Source organism: Limosilactobacillus balticus (assembly GCF_014145615.1).
In the GTDB taxonomy this organism is placed as follows: Bacteria; Bacillota; Bacilli; order Lactobacillales; family Lactobacillaceae; genus Limosilactobacillus; species Limosilactobacillus balticus.
The window spans coordinates 1-3363 of record NZ_JACIVH010000067.1 but is presented as its reverse complement, the minus strand read 5'-3'; the positions used below and the strand labels follow the sequence as shown (position 1 = coordinate 3363).

Sequence of the window (3363 nt, the reverse complement as noted above, 5' to 3'; positions counted from 1 at the left end):
CCAGCGAAAGCACATCAGCATCTGTAAGTGCAAGTGAAAGTACCTCGGCTTCAGTAAGCGCCAGCGAAAGTACCTCAACATCGTTGAGTGTGAGTGAAAGTACCTCCGCTTCAGTAAGCGCCAGCGAAAGTACTTCGGCTTCAGTAAGTGCAAGCGAAAGTACCTCTACTTCAGTAAGTGCGAGTGAATCAACTTCAGCTTCGGTAAGTGCAAGTGAAAGCACATCAGCTTCAGTAAGCGCCAGCGAAAGTGCCTCAACATCGTTGAGTGCAAGTGAAAGTACCTCTACTTCAGTAAGTGCGAGTGAATCAACTTCAGCTTCGGTAAGTGCGAGTGAAAGCACCTCAGCTTCAGTAAGCGCCAGCGAAAGTGCCTCAACATCGTTGAGTGCAAGTGAAAGTACATCAGCCTCCGTAAGTCCAAGTGAAAGTACCTCAGCTTCAGTAAGCGCCAGTGAAAGCACATCAGCATCTGTAAGTGCAAGTGAAAGTACCTCGGCTTCAGTAAGCGCCAGCGAAAGTACATCAGCCTCCGTAAGTGCAAGCGAAAGTTCAAGTATTTCCGCTTCAACTAGTGCTTCAATATCTGCTTCGTTAAGTGAGAGCGTATCAGTATCGCAAAGCATTAGTGCTAGTCAATCCCTTTCAATTTCGGAAAGCGATAGTGCATCAATTTCTGAAAGTGCAAGTGGTTCTACTTCTATTAGTGATAGTGGCTCTACTTCATTAAGTGCTAGCGACAGTACTTCTATAAGTGGTTCTTCATCTAATGGGTCAGAATCTACTAGTGGTAGTCAATCACCAGTAACGCCAATCCCTGACAATAGTGGTTCTACTTCGATGTCAACAAACGGTTCTGGAAATGGTTTAATTTCGTTGAGCTTGAGTATCGCTAACAGTACAAATACTTCTAATCTTGAAAATACAAGTGCTTCCGTAACGGATAAGCACATGACTGTTGACTTAACTGCTCAAAACTCTGTCGAAAATGGCAATGCAAATAAGCCAAGTCAGCAAAACAAGTGGCTTCCGCAAACGGGTAATGCTAGTCAAACAACGGCTGAGTTACTTGGTTTGATGTCATTAGAAGGAGTCTTACTCTTGCTGATTGCTAAGAAGAAAAAGAATAGTGCAGACAAATAAGTTAATCATCTGCGTCCAAAATAAGAACAGCTCCCAAGTTGGAATTCCGGCTGGGGGCTGTTTTTTTGTGTAATAAGCAAATATTATTTGGCTTATAATTTAAATAATATTACATTAAATAATTATCACTTGATTATAAATTGAATTATTTAAAAATCTCTTGATTTTATATAGTTTTAACTGCTAATTATTTTATTTCTTATAAAAATGTTGTACACTTTCTTATGAAAATATTATTTATAAATTATCATTAGATTTATATAAAGTATTCGAAGAGGTGGATTAAGCATGACTAGACATAATAAAGAACAAGAAGATAAGAGTAAGGTAAAACTATATAAAACAAAGCATGGTTGGTTTAGCGCATTGACGCGTTTTTTTAAAATCTTTGCGTTTAAATCAAAGAAAGAAGTTAAGCCAACTAATTTTAATGATTTAGATTCGTTAAAGTATAATCAATCAGATTCAACGGATGCTTATAAAAAGGGTGCTGCGACCATAGCGACATTGTTTGGCGTCGGTGCAGCGGGAGCAGTTAGTCCTACTGAGGCCCACGCGGCAACTACCACTGTTGATCAAAAATCACAGGTTATTGGATCAAGTTCAATCTCTGGGAGTACTTCGGGTAGCACCTCCACGAGCCAATCGACTACCTCAACTAGTGGATCAACTATTAGTACGTCAGCAAGTACTTCAACCACGTCAACCTCTAATGTGAAATCTACATCTGGATCGACCTCTACTAGTAATTCCACGACTACTAGTACTTCGGGTTCGACTAGTCAGTCAACTGTTTCCACTAGTGAATCAGTTCTTAGCCAATCAAATAGCACTTCAATGACATCAGGGTCAACTGAAAACGGAGCATCTACTTCAACGACAACGAGTACGGTAAATAGTACTGACGTTAGTCAAAACACAAGCAATTCTGGGGCCGCATCAACTACTATTCTCAATGATGACACCTTTAACAACTCGCTTGATGCGGCCGCTAGTTCTGTAAATACTAAGGTCAACGTAACAAATCTTACGAATGCGGCGATCTTAACTAATTTAAAAGCAAACTTTGTCCAAGCTAATGCTGAAAATACGGCTGAAGTAAGTAATAGCAGTGAATTTCAAAATGCTCTTAATAATTCAAACATCAGTGTTATTCAGTTAACAGCTGACATTGATTTAGGTCAGTCTGGAATGGGTGATCTCGAAATTCCACCTCGTGATCTTACGATTGATGGTGCCGGCCATTCCCTCAACTTAGGCAATAACTGTATTTGGCTAAACGCTTACACGGGTATGAAGACCACGACAACTGTTAAATCCCTTAATCTTTATACTGCTAATAATCGTGGTGGTTTTGCTCTTACTAATTCAGGAGCCGAGACTCTAATTTATGATGATGTTCATGCGACTGGTGGGGCTGCCGTTTTCGCAGATACTTATTCTGCTAGTGGCTATTTAAAGGTCTTTGAAATTCAAGGACATACTACAATTGATGGAGTCAGTTCATATCAATATAACGGCAATACTTATTCAACCAGTTCAGCTAGCTTTGTTGGCTATAGCACTTTGATGTATGCCGGAAATGACTTGATTATTGATGACAATGCAAGTCTGGTTGTTAATAATAGTATGTCCCCATATGATGTTGCAATGTTAGCCGATAACGGCGAACATGCAGTTAAAGTTGGCGAGAATGCGACATTAACAATTAATAATACTTATAGCTATTCTGGAGGCCAAATTTGGAATAATGTTGGGAATATTGCCCTAACTAATCAAGACGGTAAATTTATTGCGGGGGTAAACTCCCATATCAATTTGCGCACTAGTGGAACGAATGTTTATTTTGCTGATGGTTGTGATAATAACACTGTTAACTTTGAACAAGGGACTAATACCACATTTTCTGGCAACTTAAACTTCTACTTCGGTGGATCTGATAATACTGTTAATATTAATGATCCCGCTCACGTAATTTTAAATACAACCACTGGTACTACCTATTCTTCAAATTCTTCTATTGTTACGATAAACGCTAATAATACTAACGTGATTGTAACGAATGATGGAATAACAACAGCATCGAATTACTTTGAAAATAATCAAAGTACTGTTAATGGCACCAGTTATGCAATTGGCGCCACTACTGGTGAACAAAATAATGGAAATGCACCAGTACAAACGGTAATGGCAGATATTAATCAGAATGGTACTACTAGGG

Annotated in this window: 3 protein-coding genes; 2 read left to right on the top strand and 1 reads right to left on the bottom strand. The window is 39.2% G+C overall.

Annotated features, from left to right (window positions below; genetic code table 11):
* On the bottom strand, positions 1–625 hold a 625-nt coding region (locus H5S10_RS10225), incomplete at its 3' end, for a hypothetical protein (protein WP_267905338.1).
* 214 nt (positions 626–839) lie between these two features.
* Here H5S10_RS10225 and H5S10_RS10220 point away from each other — a divergent pair.
* Both H5S10_RS10220 and H5S10_RS06680 read left to right on the top strand, forming a co-directional pair.
* Positions 840–1142 carry an LPXTG cell wall anchor domain-containing protein gene (locus H5S10_RS10220; RefSeq protein WP_231795509.1) on the top strand — a complete coding sequence of 101 codons (303 nt, stop codon included), beginning with the start codon at positions 840–842 and terminating at the stop codon, positions 1140–1142.
* Positions 1143–1430: 288 nt separating this feature from the next.
* On the top strand, positions 1431–3363 hold a 1933-nt coding region (locus H5S10_RS06680; protein WP_182589125.1), incomplete at its 3' end, for a serine-rich glycoprotein adhesin.